Source organism: Bacillus infantis, assembly GCF_050107595.1.
Lineage (GTDB): Bacteria > Bacillota > Bacilli > Bacillales > Cytobacillaceae > Bacillus_AB > Bacillus_AB infantis_C.
Genome location: NZ_JBNILH010000002.1, coordinates 300675 through 316867, shown reverse-complemented (window position 1 = coordinate 316867; position 16193 = coordinate 300675). Strand labels below are relative to the sequence as shown.

Genomic DNA, 16193 nt, shown 5'->3' with positions numbered 1-16193 from the left:
GGATGATCCTCACGGGGATCATCCTTTCATCTTTCTTCCATCTTCATTGATTACCTTTATACTCCAGGTAGGCTGTCATATAAGTGATTGCTTTTTCGATTGCCTCTTCCTTTGGCTGCAGCTTGGAATGGTGCAGTCCGAATTCAGAATCTGTACCCAGCCAGAACATGAATCCTGGAATCTCGCTCAGCATATAGCCGAAGTCCTCGCCTGTCATTGCTTCCCTGCATTCAATCACTTCTGCTTCGGTCCCTGTACGCATAAAGTCCATGAACTCCCTTGTAAGCACCTCATCATTGTATACCTGGTGATACATGGCTCCATAATCTATATGTGCTTCACATTCAAAGCCAGCTTCAGTTCCTTTGACCAGTGCCTCAATCCTCTTCTTAACCCTGGCCATCGCTTCCACAGAAAGAGTCCTGATTGTTCCCTCAAGCCTTGCTTTCTCCGCAATGATATTTTGGACAGTCCCTCCGGTAATTTTCCCGATAGTAATGACCGCACTGTCCAGCGGATCAACATTTCTTGATATGATGGATTGAAGCTGGGATACCAGTGAACATGCTGCCACAATCATGTCATTTGTTTTATGAGGATACGCTGCATGCCCTCCTTTGCCCTTTAGATCGATAAAAAGCTCTGATGTATTGGCAAAGAGAAGCCCTTCTTTCAGAGCAACCGAACCGGCCGGGTACTCTGGAGCGATATGGAGTGCTGTAATCATATCCGGGCGCCACTCTTTCATAATCTCGGATTTCAGCATTGGCTCCGCACCGCCGGGTCCCTCCTCAGCAGGCTGGAAAATAAACAAAAGATCATCTTTGATGGGGTTCCCGGTAAAATGGGCAATGAGCCCAAGTGCGATGCTCATGTGGAAGTCATGGCCGCAGGCATGCATGCGGCCCTCATGCCGGGATGAGAATTCAAAGCCCGTTTCCTCAGTGATCGGAAGGCCGTCGATATCAGCTCTATAGCCGATCATCTTGCCCGGCATTGTCCCGTTCACTTTCACAAAAATGCCTGTTTTCCACGTTTTGATTTCCATATTAGTCTGGTCAAGTGTGCCCAGGTAATCAAGCAGATATTGCTGTGTTTTGAACTCTTTATATCCCAGCTCCGGAATCTGATGCAGATCCCTTCTGACCTGAATGAACTGATTCATGTGATCTCTCTCCTTTAAAGGTGAAAATCCTGCATTTGTAAAGGTACAAAAAAGGACCGGCCTCCCTTTTGGAAGGCACGGTCCTCTATCCTGCCTTTACAGCTGGCGAAGCTCCTGCTTGATTTCAGTCTTTGATTTTGTCTTTTCATCAATCTCCTTGATGACGCGTGCCGGAGTACCAGCCACAACTGTGTATGGAGGAACATCATCGATAACAATGGCGCCTGCTGCTACAACAGCACCCTTGCCCACTGTAACGCCCTCAAGAACGACTGCATTTGCTCCGATGACCACGTCATCTTCAACGATAACCGGCTTGGCTGAAGGCGGCTCGATGACGCCTGCAAGAACAGAGCCCGCTCCGATGTGGCAATTCTTCCCGACAGTGGCACGGCCGCCAAGGACCACATTCATATCGATCATTGTGCCTTCGCCGACAACAGCACCGATATTGATGGAAGCACCCATCATGATTACAGCGTTGTCCCCGATTTCAACCTGGTCCCTGATGATGGCACCCGGCTCAATCCTTGCCTTGATGTTTTTCATATCAAGCAATGGGATCGCTGAATTGCGGCGGTCATTTTCCACAACATAGTCTTCAATCCGTGAAGCATTTGTTTCAAGCGCCTGGCTGATTTCAGCCCACTCTCCAAACACCACTGCTGTATTGCCGGTTAAGAAGGTTTTAGCGGACGGACCGAAATCCAATCCTTCCAAATCGCCCTTTACGTATAATTTAACCGGTGTTGATTTTGTGCTATTTTGTATAAATGAAATAATCTCATTTGCGTCCATCATTTTCATGTGACAGGCCTCCTATGTATGTAACTAGCATTACTTTAACAAACAAAAGCACCGAAAACAAGAAAAAAACCTAATTTCCCCCCTCTTCTACATGCTCTTTTATCAAATCCGCAAATGCCCTTACCTGCTTCAGCTGGAAAGCAGACTCATAGCCCAGCAGCCAGGTATCGCGCATAATCGGCTCATTGTCCTCATCCAATAAAGGAATCTTAAATATATCCTTTTCTGCACCATTAAGGGTGATCGCAGGAAGGATGGCATAGCCGATTCCATTGAAGGCCATTTGTTTGCATGTTTCAATCTGATCCACAACAACAGTCCGTTTAGGCGGGGTCTTGAACTGCCTCATCCACCAGTCCTGGATTTCCTGATAATAATTAGAGTCGCTTTTGAACTGGATGAATGGACGGTCTGTTTCAAGTACCTGCTCCGGCCGGGTAATTTCCTTGTCAACAAGGTAGAGGCTGTCCTTGAACAGATGGATTTTGACTCCCTTCCAGTCCGGCGTCCCGCGGATGATGCCGATATGCACCTGATCCTCATACAGAGATTTGGAAATTTCGCTGCTCCAGCCTGTCATAAGAGATATTTTGGCCTGCGGGTACCTGCTGATATACTTTTTCAGGACTTGTGGAAGCCAGTTCTGCCCGACGATTGAAGCAACTGCCAGCTTTAAAGTCCCATGCACCTCTGAGTTAAGGGCCCCGATGGATTCTTTGACCTTCTCTTCCCTGGCAATTACATCATTGGCAAACTGAATCACCAGTTCGCCGGCAGGTGTCAGGGTAAGACCCTTCTGAGAACGCACAAACAATTTGGTCTCCCATTCTTTTTCAATCGACTGCAGCCTTTGCGACAGAGCCGGCTGAGAGACAAATAGCCGTTCCGCCGCCTTTCTCATATTCATTTCCTGAGCCAGGACCGATAAAAGATGAAATTCAGAAAGTGCTGACATGTAATCTTCCCCTTATTCACTTGATAACTTTTTCTTATATTATATCTTAAATTTTTCCAACTTTCATTATGAGCAAGAAATGAATAAACTGAGAGCGAAGGAGGGATGAAATGGAATACACTATTTTAATACTTATAGGATTTTTGTCTGCTTTTATCGGAACACTTGCCGGGAGCGGCGGACTTATCGGAATGCCCTCCATGCTCCTGCTCGGCATACCCGTCCACAGTGCGGTTGCAGCGGCTAAATTTTCGAATATCTTCAGTTCTTTCTCCAGCTTTATCTATCTGCTGCGGAAAAGGGAGATCAGTTTGAAAGACAGCATACAAACTTTGCCTTTCGGACTTGCGGGAGGAGCCACAGGGGCACTCCTGGCTAACAGCATCCCCGAAAAAACCATGACGATGCTTGCTGTTTCCCTGCTGGTTTTTGCCCTAGTCATCACGATGCTGAAGAAGCCGGCAGAAACCGGCAGTGAGACAGGCATCACACCGCGAATTTTTCCATCCATCTATTTCATAGGGGCATATGACGGACTGTTTGGCCCCGGCCAGGGAACGCTCCTTATGTATACCTTTTTAAATAAAGGATTCAACTATATCAGAGCAGTGGCTTTCAGCCGATTCCAGACATTCATCAGCTGCTTTGCGTCGTTCACTGTCTATCTTGGAGCAGGCAGCTTCCAGATCGAGCCTTCCCTCTGTCTGCTGACAGGGTCGCTGCTCGGTGCTCATCTCGCTGTCAGGGCAGCAGGTAAAATCAACCCCGGTTATCTGAAAAGATTGCTTCATGGCATTACCATCCTCCTTATTATCCAGCTGTCAGCAAGACTGCTGCAATGACACAGCGCAATTCTTCATAAATAAAAAACAGCCCCAGCGGGAGCTGCTAAAATCATTTCCTGTTCGATCTGCGTACATGCTTGTTCAGCCGGTCAAGGAGTGCTCTTCTTGTTAAAATCCCCTCAAAGAAGCCGTCCTCATTTTCAATGCAGACAAAGGGATGATCAACCAAAAGCTCAATTGCCAGCTTCATATCCGAATCTGCTTTTAGGCGGGGAATGTTTTGATTCATGCATTCCTCCACGCGTTTTTCCTCCAATATTTCAAACTCGATCCTTTCGATCCCGAGGATCGAATCCATAATGGAGGGAGTGCTTATGAGACCATGGAGCTTATAGCGGGGATCCAGTACAGGAATGGCTGTATAGCCGCTTTTTGTCAGCACCAGCACGGCATGTTCAAGGGTATTGCCAATCTGTACATGCGCTACCCTTTCAGAAGGGATCATAAGGTCCCTGATGCTTATTTCCAGATATTCACCACTGTGAAGACTTATCATAGCCGAAACTCCTCAAATGAAAGTGTTTACTTTTTCATTTTATCATATTTTTTCGGCGCTGGCCTTCTTACCCTTTGCTGGTGGGAATATCTTTTACGGTAAAACGGCATTTGGGGCATCTATAAATAACATTCTGGTTGGACTGAGCTGTTAATACTCGTTCCATGCTATCTTCATCATGGCATTTTGGGCATTCAACTGTCGGAAACATGGCTTCACCCCTTTTTATCTTTAGGATTTGCTGATTTTCGAAGTTTATCCTCGCTGCATAGGCATGGAAAATGCAAAAAAGGAACCTCGAAGGTTCCTTTAAAGGGATTGCATTATTGGATGAGATCAAAGATTTCAATTGTAATCATATCCATATTGTCAAACTGGTATCTTTTTGGCTTTTCTTTATCGTTATATACTTCCAGCTCGTATGTCTCTGTTTTTGGATGATAAGTAACCTGGCATTTTCTTTCGCCATTCACCTCAAAAAAACGCTGGGCGGGTTCCCCGCTGCTTGACTGTTCCTGTAAATTCTTTAAACGTGTTAATATACCTTGAAGCTGTGACATGCTCCCTCTCCTTTCGAACAAAACCAAATCAAATATATGCCGCCATTATATATGAAGGACATTGGAAACATCATTCCAATCGGCAGCGTTGGCGGAGCTGCTCCATCCTTAAGCCGGCGAACCCGCAAACTGGAAAGCTCCGTTCCTTTTCCTTCATACAAACCTTCATCTTGCTCTTAGGTTTCACTTTCAGCATGTTTCTATCCTAAAGAATTAAAATCAGAATATTCGAACCATAATTCTTTACATGCCAATATTAACAGCATAAAATAATGACATGCTTTGTACAAGCAAAAGCTTCGGAAAAGGACGTGATTTTTTTGCAAAAGCCGGCAAAGTTAGCCGAAAAACTTTTTTTAATCGATGATTACGACCTGAATATGGAAGAGCGGACAGGAACTTACATATTGGCTGAAGACAGCCTCGCCCTCATTGAAACCTCTGCAAGCCCTTCAGTTGCGAGAATCCTCGCCGGGCTCGAAGCATTAAACCTCTCAGCCGAAGATGTAAAATATATCATCCTCACGCACATTCATCTTGATCATGCCGGGGGTGCTGGACTTTTGCTTAAATCATGTCCGCAGGCAAAAGTGATCGTTCACCCAAAGGGAGCAAAACATCTGGCAAATCCATCCCGTCTGATTGCAGGAGCAAAAGCCGTATACGGTGATCAATTTGAAGCTTTGTTTGACCCGATCCTCCCAGTACCGCCAGACAGGCTGGAAGCAATGGAGGATGGAAGTAAGCTGAGGCTGAGCGATACATGTACACTAGCCTTTTTTGATACACCAGGCCATGCAAACCATCACTTCAGCGTCTATTATCCCCCTGAGAACGGGATGTTTACAGGCGACACTGCTGGCATCTTTTACCCCCAGCTTTATAGGGAGGGCGTTGAATTTTATTTGCCTTCTACTTCGCCAAATCAATTCAGTCCTGAGAAGATGCTGGCTTCCCTCTCTTTGTATGAATCAAAAAAACTGGACTGCCTTTACTTCGGACATTTTGGCATATCGCGAAATCCTGCTGAAGTCTTTTTCCAGGTCAGAAGCTGGCTTGAAATCTTCATTGAAGAAGCGGAAACATCCTTTCACTGCGCTTCATCCCCTAATGCAGCACCTGGCCTCATAGCCTCCCGCCTCAAAAAGAGGGTAACTGCCTATTTAAGTCAAAAGGGCATTGCGGAGGACCATCCTATATACAGCCTGCTGTCACTAGATTTAGAAGTATCAGCGATGGGGCTTGCAAACTATTTGGCAAAAAGGGACAAAAAAACGGAAAATCTTCGGTAGATGGCAGGATAGCTTTCATAAAAATATGTTATATTCAAAGTGAGAGTAAATAAAGGAGCAGATTCAATTGAAACAAATTATCCTATATTCCCAGCCAGACTGCCCGCCATGCGAAATTTCCAAGCGATTCCTCCAGGAATACGGCTTTGCATATGAGGTGAAGGATATCAGCAAGGACAAGAGAGCCAGGGATGAATTAACCAAAAGATATAATTCCTACTCCACTCCAACCTTTGTGATTGATCAAACCGTCATAACTGGTTTTGACCTGGAAAAATTGAAAGCAGAGCTGAATATCGATTAGTTAGAAGGGCAGGCTGCGGGCCTGCTCTTTTTTATGCCTCCATCAGCAGCAGCTGTTCACCGCCGCTCAGAGAAAAGCCAGGCACCAGCAAGCCGCTCCCGGCCATAGGTATAAGGTTATCTGCTTCCCTGGAGAAGCCGGCCCTGTCATTGTATCCTTTATATACTAAATCAGAAGCAGCACTTGATAATATATTCTGCGGTGCCTCATCATAAAGCCATTCTGCCACTTTCCAGCCTGAATCAGTCTTTTCGATCCGGATTCCTTCATAATGTCCTGGATAGGCAGCCGGGCCTTCGTTCATGCCAGGAAAATATTCAAATACTAGAATTTTTTCGGGGTCAATGACCACTTTCGTCTCCTCCGTAAACTCAAAGAACGGTATATAATACAAACCAAAGTCAGTTCCGTAAATAATATTCCCTTCCCCTTCCTCAGACAGGTTCTCCTGCAGAAAAAGGCTTGCGTAGCTGTCTGTAAAATAAGGGTCAAGAACAGCTTCTATTTCTTCCAGTGATCTCGGCTCTTTACTCAGAGATGTCTGCGCCTCAAAAGCACTTTCCAGGAACTGAAGCACCTCTCCCCTGTTTTCCAGAACGTGGTCTTCGGCAGCTTCAGCACCTGCCATAGGCAGCATAACGGCCAGGATTCCCGCGGCCAACAGGATAAAAGCCCATTTTATATACACAAATCCTCCTCCTCATTGATTTATTTGTCATAAGCCGGCAAATTAAAAAAAGCGGAAAATAATCTATAGTGCCAATTCTTTTATTTAATAGAAATTACCCGACATTAAGGAAGGATTAACATTTTTCCATGAATTTTACCTGTGCATATTTTTGGAAATAAAAATAGAGACTGCCTGAATGGCAGTCCCTCATTTATAATCAGTTACCAGCTGACTGTAGTTGTATAGTAGGCAATAAAAATGACTAAAAGAATGAAGCAGATGGCATATGTCAGTATGACCGGATTGCGGATGTATGGGTGATCCTGCACCTGCCGCGAAATACTTGAATCCATATCTCCCTTCACCGCTCTCTGATTTCGTGCGACGGACATCGTATATAATAAGCCGGTCAGCAGAATGCCTGCAGCGATGATCAGAAGGATGGTCATAAAAGCGCTCATTAGAATTCCCCCCGGGAAAGTAGTATTCCTAATGTGCCACTTACCGTTATGGAGTATACAGGAAAAATCTTATAGCAGACCTTCCTGGTCATACAAAAAAGAATAAGCAATATCTATGAAAAGGTAATCCTTCGAATGTAAAGGGAAAGAAAAGGTCCTGATGGTTTCCCCTGTTTCAATATCACTGTAAAGATCAGACAGGATCCCTTTCTGGTCATTTCTCATCCTCACTATATTTTCAAGGAAATATGGGCGCCAGCTCCAGTTCTTCCTGTAATACTTCCGCTGGATGATCCAGTCCTCACCTTTTTTAAAGATATTCGGAGACTGCTGGAAGCCTTCCATATCACATACATACATCCTGAAAGCAACTCCATCCATTTCCCCGGACAATGCCAGCAGAAGCTCTTCATAATCCTGAATTTTCTTGTACTTAGACAAAAGCTCTTGGATTTTAGTTTGAAATTCTCCAGCAGCTGCATGGATCTTTTCCAGCTTCTTTGTTTCATGGAGGATAAAACGATGAAATTCTGTTTTCAGCTTTTCCTTCAGGTAATCTTTTTCGATCACAGCGGCCTGGGGTTTGGCCAAATAAAATCCCTGATAGTATCTTCCTCCATTTTTCCAGGCGAATTGCAGCTGGTAGACCATTTCAATATTTTCAAACAGTAGCGTCGCCCCAATTCTTCTTGCCAGGAGGGAAAGAGAATACAGGATATCGCGATAGGAAGCAGCTGACGCATTTGATCTGAGGCCCTTGAGGTCTGCTTTGATGATATCAGGAGAAAGCTGGCCGATCCTGTCAAGCCTGCTGCTGTCATGTCCCATATTGTCAACGGCTATCTTGATGCCGTACGTCCTGTAATAATTAAGGAGGTGGTCGAGGTGTTCAAGGTCTCCCTTGTAATTTCTTTCGGTAATCTCGAGTACTATTCTTTCGGGGCTGATGCCTTTATCCTGATATTGCAAAAGGAGCTGCAGGAAGTGCTCTCCGGAATCGTGCATAAGCAGACCGGCGTCCCGGTTGATGAAAATGAGTTCTTCCCCTTGCCTGCCGGCAAAATGGTCAAGTGCTTTCATTAAGACCACATTATCCACTTCAAGCCTGTATTCTTCTGGGATGCTGTCGTCCAGAAAAAACGGGCCAAGGCTTTCGGCAGAGCCGTCAGCAGCAAACCTTCCCAATACCTCATAACCGATAACCTTATGTTCGTCAGCACTGAATATGGCCTGGAAATGCGGTATAACACGGTCAAGTTCTGTTAATATATCCAATGCATCCATCGCTTTTCCCCGCCTTTCATATATATTATTGGAGCCTGCCAAACAGGATGGAAAAGCATCCCCCAAGAGTCATAAGACCATATTGAAAACCAGCCGGAATATCTTTGGCCAGGTATGATAAAAATAAAAACCGGAGCCGTTTCTTGATCTGGCATGGCCTGTTTTCGGAACGCCGGACAGAAGGAAGGGCCTGCCTTGAAAAATATGTATATGATTGTTTTAATGCTTCCGCTGCTGGGCTGCAGCAGCCACTTCGATAAACAGGAGGCTGCAATAAGGAGCCAGTCTGCGGGTGAAATTCAAATAAACCGGTCGGCAGGCAAGGAGACTGCCGGCAGAGAAAAGGTTATATTGGATGTTCCGCTGATAAAGCAGAATCCTGAGCTGAAATATGGCTGTGAAGTGACGAGCCTTGCCATGATGCTCCAATACGCAGGAGTCAAGGCTGATAAAATGGACCTTTATCACAAAATAAAAAAAGATCCTGATCCAATTATAAAATCAAATAGGGATATTGTTCAATGGGGAAATCCAGCACATGGGTTTGTCGGGGACATGACCGGAAAGCAAGCCGGCTATGCAGCCTTTGATATACCGATTTTTGAACTGGCCCTTCAATACCTTCCTGGCAGGGCAGTGAATCTGACGGGGAAGTCCTTTGAAAACATCCTTTCCCATGTAGGAAAAGGATACCCAGCAGTAGTCTGGACAACAGGTGATTACAGGCTGCCTGACCGATGGGAATCATGGTCACATAATGGAGAAACAATTATGACTCCGCTTGATTTGCATGCAGTAACCCTTGTTGGCTATGACCATAAGGCTGTTTACGTAAACGATCCGCTGTCAGGAAAAAAGCAAGTACGCATCGAAAAAGAAAGATTTAAATCCTCCTGGCTTGCATTAAAATCAAGGGCAATAAGCTATAACTAAAAAACAACAGCGGCCGTTTGGCCGCTGTTGTTATGCGCATTCAGAAAGGATGCTGGTTTAGCCATTGGCCGCCATCCATTGAAATGCATTCACCATTAATATAGCCAGCATGTTCAGAGAAGAGGAAAAACGCAAGCTCGGCAATTTCCTCCGGCTTTCCAAGCCGCCCTAAAGGGACACTGTTCAAGGTTCTTTTCGCTGCTTCCTCTGACTCCCAAAGCTTATCTGCACCGCCGGTCCTTTCTATGGGCCCGGGTGCAATCGCGTTAACCCGGATGCCATACTTCCTGCCCCACTCAACAGCAAGTGTCCTTGTCATGGAAAGGACTCCGGCCTTAGCAGCCGCCGAGTGGATCACCCCCGGTCCGGCATCCCAGGCATAAGTAGCCACCATGTTTATGATGCTTCCTTTAATGCCTTTTTCAATCCAATACTTCCCAATTTCACTGCTGCAGTAAAATGTTCCATTCAGAACGATATTAATGACGGAATTCCATCCATTGGCGCTCAAGCTCTCGGCAGGGCAAATGAAGTTCCCAGCAGCATTATTGACAAGAAAATCAATGCTGCCAAAATTATCATGTGCTTTTTGTGCCATTGCTTTAACATGCTCAGGCTCCCTGACGTCCATTTGAAAAGGAAGCACTGCTCCCTTTGTTTCGATCTCCTTTTTAGCTTCCTCCAGCTTTTCCAAATTGCGGCCGGTGATCATCACATTCGCTCCTGCTTCTGAGAACCTTTTAGCCATATATTTGCCCATCCCGCTCGAACCGCCGGTCACGATGACTGTTTTGCTTTCCATTATAATCCCCCTTAAAATGAATGATCGTTCATTATTCTATTTTATCATATTAAGAGAATTTTCTAATATTTTTTGATATAAATTTATTATTAGAAAAAGAGTTGGGCAGCTAAATGCCAATTATTTTCTTCAATGTCATCTTGTACTTCTCTATGCTGCGAATTACCGCCTTCTTTTCCTTGCTCTTGTCTGATAGTATAAAGACGTATATTCATATATAGATAGGCTGGTAGATATATGACCAAAAAAATATCACGAAGATCATTTTTAAAAACAGCTGCCGGATCTCTTTTAGCAGCATTGGCGGCAGGTTCTGGAAGCTATTACTATGCGCGTGAGATTGAACCGAAGTTACTGGAAACGGCTGTTCATAGAATAACAGATCCAACCATCCCGCAAGCCTTCAATAATTTCAGAGCTGTGCAATTCAGCGATACCCATATAGGCTTCCAGTACACGCTCGGCCAGCTTGAAAAACTCGCCGGCAAAATAAACAGTCTGGAGCCGGATATCATTCTCTTTACCGGGGACCTGATGGATGAGCCCAATAAATTTATGCAGGCAGAGCAGATTGTCTCACTCCTCAAGCAGCTGAATGCCCCTTTCGGCAAATTTGCAGTTTACGGCAATCATGACCACGGAGGATACGGATCCGATATTTATAAAAATATCATTGAAAAAAGCGGTTTCAAGCTCCTGCTCAATGAGTCACATCAGGTAAAGCTTGGAGATAGCAGCATTTATATAGCCGGAGTTGATGATGCCATGCTCGGAAGGCCTGATTTGAAAAGAACGGCAGAAAGCATTCCGGAAGGACACTACAGCATCCTCCTGTCACACGCTCCCGACCTGGCGGACAAGGCATATGAAAATTCCTTCCACTTCCAGCTGAGCGGCCACAGCCACGGCGGTCAGGTTAAGATTCCGTTTTTCGGTGCACTGGTCACCCCGCCTTATGGACAAAAATATTATGAAGGCTTTTATACAATTGGCGAAAGTAACCCTTTGACTCTTTATGTCAATCGAGGGCTCGGCACTACGAGGCTTCCATTCAGATTCCTATCCAAACCTGAGTTGACGCTATTTACCTTCCATTCCTCATGAACAGACGGCTCTGCTCATGAGGAAAAATACAAGCTGCTGGTGCATATGCTGTAATAAACCCTGTGAATGGAGTGGCTGCTTATCTACCATACAGTAAAGCAAGGCGAAACTCTGGCAGGCATCTCAATGGACTACCGCCGCCCGATTGCCCAGTTATTGGCTGCAAACCCGCAAATCAGCAATCCAGATCAAATTTTTCAGGGGCAAAGGCTAATGATTCCCGGACTTCCTGAGCCTTCTTCTATTCCGTATATGTTAAGTATTACGTTATCCACCCGCCGCTTGTCTCTCTTTAAAAATGGAATACTGCAAAAAAACTATCCTGTCGGCATCGGCAGGATGCTTACCCAAACACCTCCCGGCGATTATGTAATTGTTAACCGTGAACCCAATCCTGGCGGTCCTTTTGGGCTCATGTGGCTCTCTTTATCAAAAGCAGGCTATGGAATCCATGGAACCAATAACCCCTCATCCATTGGCAAGGCAGTCTCCAAAGGCTGTGTGCGGATGTATAACCAGGATGTGCTGGAACTTGCCGGAATTGTACCAAATGGAACAAGGGTTATGATCAAAAATTGAAAGAACCCCATTCTGCATAAGATTTGCAGGATGGGGTTTTCCATTTTGATCGGGAATATTGGCTGCCCTTAATTTTTATTAAATCCTTCCATTGCCAAATTATCATAATACCTATTGTGATTTTATTCCATTTAACGTATCATGTTGATATATCAATCTGATATATAAATATGGTATAAGGAGTGATCCTATTGTCAACTGAACACAGCTTACTTGCAGTTCTCAGCTTTTGGCCCAGCTCAGGTTATGATATTAAATCAGAATTTGAACATAAAGCTGCCGGCCTTTATTGGGGCATGAGCTATGGAAGCATTTATCCGAAGCTGAAAAAGCTGGAGGAAGAAGGCTATGTATTTTCAATGGAAAAAGAGGAAAATGGACGGAATAAAAAGTTGTATGAACTGACGGAAAAAGGCTGGCAGGAGTTTGAAGAGTGGCTCTGCACCCCGCCTGCATACCCGGCCATCAAAGATGAACTGTTCATGAAAATGAGCACCTGGCACAGTGATATGGATACCCGCCATTTAATCAGCCATCTCGAAAAAAGAAAACGCGAATCCGAAGATATCCTCAATTTTGTGAAAGAATGGCCAAGGAACGGAATCTCCTATGTCAGCAGTATAGGCATGCTGACGATCCGCTATGCAGAGATGCGGCTGGAGACTGAGCTGAAATGGATAGACGAAAGCATATCAATATTAAAAGCCGGGGAACTGCCGGAAGGCCAGGACCCAACCGGTGCAGAGAAAAAATTGCTGGCCAGGCGCAGAGATTCGCTTGGATTGAAATCGGAGGAAGAATAAATGAAAAACGGCATTTTCTCCCCTTTAAAAGAGAAAGCCTTCCGTTCCCTCTTTGGGGCGCAGATCTTTTCTGATTTAGGTAATTGGCTCGATCTCGTTGCATTGCAGGTCATTGTTGTCTATTACTGGGGGCTTGGCGAATCTGCCATTGCCGCCGTTATCATCACTCTGGGAATTCCCTGGGTGCTGATCGGTCCGTTCGCAAGTGTGTTTGTTGACAGGCTGCCGAAGAAAGCTTTGATGATGGTTTGCATGTTATGCAAAATTTTATTCGTCGCAGGCCTTTTCTGGTCGCCGAATCTGTATGTGCTGCTGCTGTTTGTCTTTTTAAAAGGAACTGCAGCTGCTCTTTATGACCCGGCAAGGCAAAGCATGATTCGGGCAATTGTGGCAGAAGATAGGCTGCCGGAGGCTGTCACGCTGAGCCAGCTGTCAGTGAATACCATGAAAATTGCCGGCCCTGCACTTGGCGGCCTTCTGATGGCACTATTCGGAACGAAGAGCCCCTTTATTTTTGAAGCGGCCGGTTTCCTGGTCAGCATCCTTTTTTTGGCTTCCCTTCCCGCATCTAAAGGTCTGCCTGCAGATGCAGAAACTGCCAAACAGCCCGGCGGTGAAAAGGAGCAAGGCTATTGGACAGATTTCGCAGCGGGCATCAGGCATATCGCCAGCACACGGCTTCTGAAAATTTCCATTCTCTTATCTTCTGTGGCTTTCTTCATCATTTTTCTATATGATGGACTGTTTATTTTTGTTGCAAAAAATCTCGGCTTTACACAAGAAAGTTTCACCTTCCTGATCAGTGCCGTCGGCCTTGGGAGTGTTGCCGGATCACTGGCACTCGGGAAATGGACTTTCTGGAAAAAGGGTCCGATCCATTTAATGTCTGCTTCAGCATGCTTCAGCGGACTTTTTATTATCCTGGTCGGATTGGGCAGCTTCGGCATCCTTAATTTCCCTCAAATTGTCTGGCTTGCAGGCGCCTTCCTGCTCGGCTTCTTCGGAGCAGGAGAAGCAGTGCCATATGGTTATGTGCTTCAGTCAGAAACACCGCAGAATATGATGGGCAGGGTATCAGCGGCAGCAATGGGCCTGCAGACCTTCTCCATGCTGATTGCCCCTGCTGCCGGAGCGCTACTGGCCAAATTATGGGGGGTATCTTACGTTATGGCAGGTGCAGGAAGCGCCACCTGCCTAATGGGAGCTATAGTGCTGCTATACGTTCTGAGGAAGCTTAAAACACCAGCCCCGGAGAAAGTAATCAGCCAATCACTCTGATAAAAACGATTATCATAATCTTTCCAAAATCCAAAAGGAAGAGGTATAATGAATTATATCTCTTCCTCTGGCAGATTTATGGGAGACATGACTTTTAATCTGCGGAAAAAGCTGGTACAATGTTTTCTATTATGTTTAACGATTAGAAAGGAGCCAAAACATTGAATTCGGACAAGAATCAGCCCCCCCGGTTGCATCCAACGGTTGAAAACCTCTCTCAAGCCATCTTCACTGTGAACCGCCATGCGAAAACAGCAACAAACCCTAAATTTTTATATAAATTGAAGCATGAAGCAATCCTGAAGCTGATCAAAAACGGAGATGCCCGTAAAATCGGCCTTCACTTTTCCGGGAACCCAAGAAACAGCCAGCAGCAATCAGACGTCCTGGTCGAGTGCGGAAGCTATACCTTCCACATCCCTCCTGCCAAAAAGGATTTCGAAGACCTTCCCCATCTCGGGAAGCTTGATTCCTTTGTGCGCAATCCTAAAACCCGGCTTCCCCTCGGACAAGCGAAAAAACTCCTGTCTTCTTATACAGGACTAAAGGAAGAATCGGAAAATCAGCATGACAAACAGAAGAAATACCAAAAACCGGTATTTAAGAAACTGGGAGAAAGCTATTAAGAAAAGCGGAAAAGCCTTGCTCACTAAGGAACGCAGACTAAGAACGCCACGTCCTGTGGCAACGTCTGCATGACCCGCGTCCTGCGGGCCTCAAGCATAAGACGAGCAGGACGGAAGGCTGCTCTTTAACCTTCTGGCCTGATTGGCTTATGACTCGAGGGGCTAGGCTTTGGAGCTGGACCGTATTTGAAGATCAAAGACTATAATGCGCACTTCCCGCGCAAACAAAAAAGACATCCGCAGATGTCTTTTTTTTGTTTCCCATCACAATGCATGCTTATCGATCAATAATACAAGTTCAGCAATCTCCGGCTTGCTCACCTGGGCGTCTGCCCCAACCATTTGCCCTTTGTGGCGCAGATCATTAGTAATCAGCGAGGAGAAGATAATGACAGGCAGCTCCCCGAAGGACTGGCTTGATTTAATCCGCTTTGTCAAATGATGGCCGTCCATCTGCGGCATCTCTATATCCGTTATGACCAGCTGGACTTCCTCTTTGAGATTCTTGCCTTCATCTTCCAGTTTCTGGAGATATTCAAGTACATCCCGGCCATTTTCAAAGAATTCCACGTACTGAAAGCCTGCTTCCGCAAGGGTATCGTGCAGGAGTTTCCGGAGAAGAGGAGAATCTTCTGCAACAATAAGCTTCTTGGTGCTGCGCTCCCTTTCACCAAGTTTTTGCACCATTTGGACATTGATTCCTGATTCAGGGTTGATATCTACTACAATTCTTTCAAAGTCGAGCAATAATACCATGCCGCCATTTATCTTAACAACCCCGATGATCTGGCTCTCAGCTCCCTGATACAGCTCTGACGGCTTCTCAATCTTATCCCATGATATCCGATGGATCTGGGTTACATTCTGGACATGGAATACAACCTTCTGCTGGTTGAATTCTGCCACAATATATTTATCGGTTTCCTGACTCCCGCCCGCGGCAAGCCCGAGTGTCTCCGCTACATTGATGACTGGAAGCACCTCTCCGCGCAGCTCAATGATTCCCTCTACATTTTTGTGTGAACGGGGAATCTGAACAACAGGAAGAGGATTAATAATTTCCTTCACCTTGATGACATTGATTCCGAATTGATTGCCGCCAACTGTAAACTCGACGATTTCAAGTTCATTCGTTCCGCTTTCTAGCAAAATTCCGTTGTTGGATTCCATATTAATCTCCTGCCCTCTTCAAAAAAACTGGTCTCTTTCTTTATATCGGCAGGAACCTG

19 protein-coding genes are annotated in these 16193 nt (G+C 45.5%); 9 read left to right on the top strand and 10 right to left on the bottom strand.

What is annotated here, in order from left to right; genetic code table 11:
* Positions 1-43 precede the first annotated feature (43 nt).
* From ACQCVH_RS04855 to ACQCVH_RS04845, 3 genes are all read right to left on the bottom strand, one after another.
* Positions 44-1165, bottom strand: a complete 1122-nt coding sequence (locus ACQCVH_RS04855; protein ID WP_426834697.1) for an N-acetyldiaminopimelate deacetylase — start codon at positions 1163-1165, stop codon at positions 44-46.
* A gap of 96 nt (positions 1166-1261) precedes the next feature.
* Complete coding sequence (gene dapD / locus ACQCVH_RS04850) at positions 1262-1972, bottom strand: 2,3,4,5-tetrahydropyridine-2,6-dicarboxylate N-acetyltransferase (RefSeq protein WP_224903915.1); 711 nt, start codon at positions 1970-1972, stop codon at positions 1262-1264.
* 70 nt (positions 1973-2042) lie between these two features.
* Positions 2043-2927 (bottom strand): transcriptional regulator CcpC, encoded by an 885-nt coding sequence (locus ACQCVH_RS04845; protein ID WP_257990466.1) that lies wholly within the window; start codon positions 2925-2927, stop codon positions 2043-2045.
* Positions 2928-3037: 110 nt separating this feature from the next.
* Here ACQCVH_RS04845 and ACQCVH_RS04840 point away from each other — a divergent pair, with 110 nt between their 5' ends.
* On the top strand, positions 3038-3769 hold the full coding sequence (locus tag ACQCVH_RS04840; protein WP_426834696.1) for a sulfite exporter TauE/SafE family protein: 732 nt from the start codon (positions 3038-3040) through the stop codon (positions 3767-3769).
* Between the two features lie 52 nt (positions 3770-3821).
* Here the strand turns inward: ACQCVH_RS04840 and cbpB are convergent, their stop codons facing one another.
* Positions 3822-4268, bottom strand: coding sequence for a cyclic-di-AMP-binding protein CbpB (gene cbpB / locus ACQCVH_RS04835; RefSeq protein WP_426834695.1), 447 nt, complete (start codon positions 4266-4268; stop codon positions 3822-3824).
* A 323-nt stretch (positions 4269-4591) separates the two neighbouring features.
* Positions 4592-4828 (bottom strand): YkuJ family protein, encoded by a 237-nt coding sequence (locus ACQCVH_RS04830; RefSeq protein WP_094768870.1) that lies wholly within the window; start codon positions 4826-4828, stop codon positions 4592-4594.
* Positions 4829-5148: 320 nt separating this feature from the next.
* On the opposite strand from ACQCVH_RS04830, the gene ACQCVH_RS04825 reads away from it, so the two are divergent.
* Positions 5149-6120: an MBL fold metallo-hydrolase gene (locus tag ACQCVH_RS04825; protein ID WP_426834694.1), complete on the top strand. Its 972-nt coding sequence runs from the start codon at positions 5149-5151 to the stop codon at positions 6118-6120.
* A 67-nt stretch (positions 6121-6187) separates the two neighbouring features.
* Positions 6188-6424: a glutaredoxin family protein gene (locus ACQCVH_RS04820; RefSeq protein ID WP_426834693.1), complete on the top strand. Its 237-nt coding sequence runs from the start codon at positions 6188-6190 to the stop codon at positions 6422-6424.
* 31 nt (positions 6425-6455) lie between these two features.
* On the opposite strand, the gene ACQCVH_RS04815 is transcribed toward ACQCVH_RS04820, so the two are convergent.
* The 3 genes from ACQCVH_RS04815 to ACQCVH_RS04805 form a co-directional block, all read right to left on the bottom strand.
* On the bottom strand, positions 6456-7112 hold the full coding sequence (locus ACQCVH_RS04815; protein WP_426834692.1) for a DUF3993 domain-containing protein: 657 nt from the start codon (positions 7110-7112) through the stop codon (positions 6456-6458).
* A gap of 203 nt (positions 7113-7315) precedes the next feature.
* Positions 7316-7555, bottom strand: a complete 240-nt coding sequence (locus ACQCVH_RS04810) for a hypothetical protein (protein WP_426834691.1) — start codon at positions 7553-7555, stop codon at positions 7316-7318.
* Between the two features lie 69 nt (positions 7556-7624).
* Positions 7625-8839: an EAL domain-containing protein gene (locus ACQCVH_RS04805; protein WP_426834690.1), complete on the bottom strand. Its 1215-nt coding sequence runs from the start codon at positions 8837-8839 to the stop codon at positions 7625-7627.
* 195 nt (positions 8840-9034) lie between these two features.
* Between ACQCVH_RS04805 and ACQCVH_RS04800 the strand changes: the two genes are divergently transcribed.
* Positions 9035-9772, top strand: coding sequence for a C39 family peptidase (locus ACQCVH_RS04800; protein ID WP_426834689.1), 738 nt, complete (start codon positions 9035-9037; stop codon positions 9770-9772).
* A gap of 40 nt (positions 9773-9812) precedes the next feature.
* Here ACQCVH_RS04800 and fadH read toward each other — a convergent pair whose 3' ends face one another.
* Entirely contained in the window at positions 9813-10574 is a 762-nt protein-coding gene (gene fadH / locus ACQCVH_RS04795) for a 2,4-dienoyl-CoA reductase (protein ID WP_426834688.1), read from the bottom strand.
* Positions 10575-10811: 237 nt separating this feature from the next.
* Between fadH and ACQCVH_RS04790 the strand changes: the two genes are divergently transcribed.
* The 5 genes from ACQCVH_RS04790 (at position 10812) to ACQCVH_RS04770 (ending at position 14964) form a co-directional block, all read left to right on the top strand.
* A complete protein-coding gene (locus ACQCVH_RS04790) occupies positions 10812-11678 on the top strand; it encodes a metallophosphoesterase (RefSeq protein ID WP_426834687.1) in 867 nt (288 codons plus the stop codon).
* Between the two features lie 81 nt (positions 11679-11759).
* The gene (locus ACQCVH_RS04785) at positions 11760-12257 is read left to right on the top strand and encodes a L,D-transpeptidase family protein (protein ID WP_426834941.1); all 498 of its coding nucleotides are present in this window, start codon (positions 11760-11762) and stop codon (positions 12255-12257) included.
* A 182-nt stretch (positions 12258-12439) separates the two neighbouring features.
* The gene (locus ACQCVH_RS04780) at positions 12440-13060 is read left to right on the top strand and encodes a PadR family transcriptional regulator (RefSeq protein WP_426834686.1); all 621 of its coding nucleotides are present in this window, start codon (positions 12440-12442) and stop codon (positions 13058-13060) included.
* A complete protein-coding gene (locus tag ACQCVH_RS04775) occupies positions 13061-14338 on the top strand; it encodes an MFS transporter (protein WP_426834685.1) in 1278 nt (425 codons plus the stop codon).
* A 161-nt stretch (positions 14339-14499) separates the two neighbouring features.
* Positions 14500-14964 carry a YkyB family protein gene (locus tag ACQCVH_RS04770; protein ID WP_426834684.1) on the top strand — a complete coding sequence of 155 codons (465 nt, stop codon included), beginning with the start codon at positions 14500-14502 and terminating at the stop codon, positions 14962-14964.
* Positions 14965-15228: 264 nt separating this feature from the next.
* On the opposite strand, the gene ACQCVH_RS04765 is transcribed toward ACQCVH_RS04770, so the two are convergent.
* Positions 15229-16134 carry a chemotaxis protein gene (locus tag ACQCVH_RS04765; RefSeq protein ID WP_426834683.1) on the bottom strand — a complete coding sequence of 302 codons (906 nt, stop codon included), beginning with the start codon at positions 16132-16134 and terminating at the stop codon, positions 15229-15231.
* Between the last annotated feature and the right edge of the window lie 59 nt (positions 16135-16193).